Source organism: Methylocapsa sp. S129, from assembly GCF_009765995.1.
Taxonomy (GTDB): Bacteria; Pseudomonadota; Alphaproteobacteria; order Rhizobiales; family Beijerinckiaceae; genus Roseiarcus.
The window spans coordinates 237,837-239,768 of sequence record NZ_LMUI01000042.1 but is presented as its reverse complement, the minus strand read 5'-3'; the positions used below and the strand labels follow the sequence as shown (position 1 = coordinate 239,768).

The window sequence follows — 1,932 nt, the reverse complement described above, 5'->3', positions numbered from 1 at the left end:
GGAATTCATGGCTCTCCATCCCCCGCCTCCCGAATCATCAGGAGCACAATAATCAATACCAACAGCTAACGCCATAAGAGCCAATTTGTTGTTTCTGAAAATAAGAATTAATGATAACCTTCTGTCTCATTTTCCAAAAAAACCGATCTTCAAGGAGGTCAGCCTTGAACGCCCCTCATTCTCGCCGTCCGGAAGCCCGCTCGCTTGGGTCAAGGCGCTCGCTTCGGCGTCAGCCGCGACGTCGAGCGCCGCGAGGCGTTTGGGCCCCGTTTTGTGTCCAGAAATTGCGATGTGGAAGCCAGAATGGGCTCAAGCCATTGACATCGCTCATTTCGCGGAAGCAGGCGCACTTCCGCGCGAGCGAAAATCAAGGACTTAGTGAGGGTTTTGACGCGTCGCGACCGGTCATTTGGGCGCTCCGGCTATTCCGGAGCTATTCCATCGGCGGCAATTGTCTGGCCGCCAAAACTACTTCTCGTCCTTCGCCTCCGCAGCCAGAAACTCCTCCAGCCAGTGGATGTCATATTGCCCGTTCTGAATATCCGTGTTGCGCACCAGCGTGCGGAACAGAGGCAGCGTCGTCTCGACGCCATCGACAATGAATTCGTCCAAAGCCCGGCGCAGCCGCATGAGCGCCTCGGTGCGGCTGCGGCCGTGGACGATCAGCTTGCCTACCAGCGAATCGTAAAAGGGCGGGATGACATAGCCTTGATAGACCGCTGAATCGACGCGCACGCCAAGGCCGCCGGGCGGATGATAATAGGCGATGCGGCCGGGCGAGGGCGTGAAGGTGCGCGCATGTTCGGCATTGACGCGGCATTCGATCGCCGCGCCGGTGATCCGCACGTCCTCCTGCGCAATCGTCAGCGGCGAGCCGGCGGCGATCTTGATCTGCTCGTTGACGAGATCGATGCCGGTGATCATTTCGGTCACGGGATGTTCGACCTGAATGCGGGTGTTCATTTCGATGAAATAGAACCGGCCGTCCTCATACAAAAACTCGACCGTGCCGACGCCGATATATCGGAGCTCGGCCATGGCGCGCGCGACAATGCCGCCGATCTCTTCGCGCTGCTCCGCATTGAGCGCGGGCGAGGGGCCTTCCTCCCAGATTTTCTGGTGGCGGCGCTGCAGCGAACAATCGCGTTCGCCCAGATGAATGGCGCGGCCCTGGCCGTCGGCAAGCACCTGGATTTCGATATGGCGGGGCTTTTGCAGGTATTTCTCAAGATAGACCGCGTCGTCGCCGAACGCCGCCTTCGCCTCAGCCTTGGCGGTCGATATCGCGCCGGGAAGCTCTTCGGCGGTATGGGCGACCTTCATGCCGCGGCCGCCGCCGCCCGCCGCCGCCTTGACGAGCACGGGATAGCCGATCTCCGCGCCGATGCGCAGAGCCTCTGCATCGTCGCTTACCGCGCCGGGGGAGCCGGGCACACAGGGAATGCCGAGGCGCACCGCTGTGCGCTTGGCCTCGATCTTGTCGCCCATGATGCGGATATGCTCGGGCCGCGGGCCGATGAAAGCGATGTTATGTTCGCCGAGGATTTCGGCGAAACGGGCGTTCTCCGAGAGAAAGCCATAGCCGGGATGGACGGCGTCGGCGCCGGTGATTTCGCAGGCCGCCAGCAACGAAGGGATGTTGAGATAGGAGTCGCGGGCGGCGGGCGGCCCGATGCACACGCTCTCATCAGCGAGCTTGACATGCATCGCCTCGGAATCGGCAGTCGAATGAACAGCGACCGTGGCAATGCCCAATTCCTTGGCCGCGCGCAGGATGCGCAGCGCGATCTCGCCCCGGTTCGCAATGAGGATTTTATCGAACATCCTGCGGTCCTTTGGGAGGCTCGAAATCCGATGTTGCAGGCAACCGACCCCGGACAATATTGAGCGCGTCCGCTCCCTCCCCCCTTGTGGGGGAGGGCCGGGGTGGGG

At 61.4% G+C, this 1,932-nt stretch carries 1 protein-coding gene; it reads right to left on the bottom strand.

Annotation, left to right across the window (positions count from 1 at the left end; translation table 11 throughout):
- Positions 1-468: 468 nt before the first annotated feature.
- A complete protein-coding gene (gene accC, locus GSQ90_RS21720) occupies positions 469-1,824 on the bottom strand; it encodes an acetyl-CoA carboxylase biotin carboxylase subunit (RefSeq protein ID WP_158816976.1) in 1,356 nt (451 codons plus the stop codon).
- Positions 1,825-1,932 lie beyond the last annotated feature (108 nt).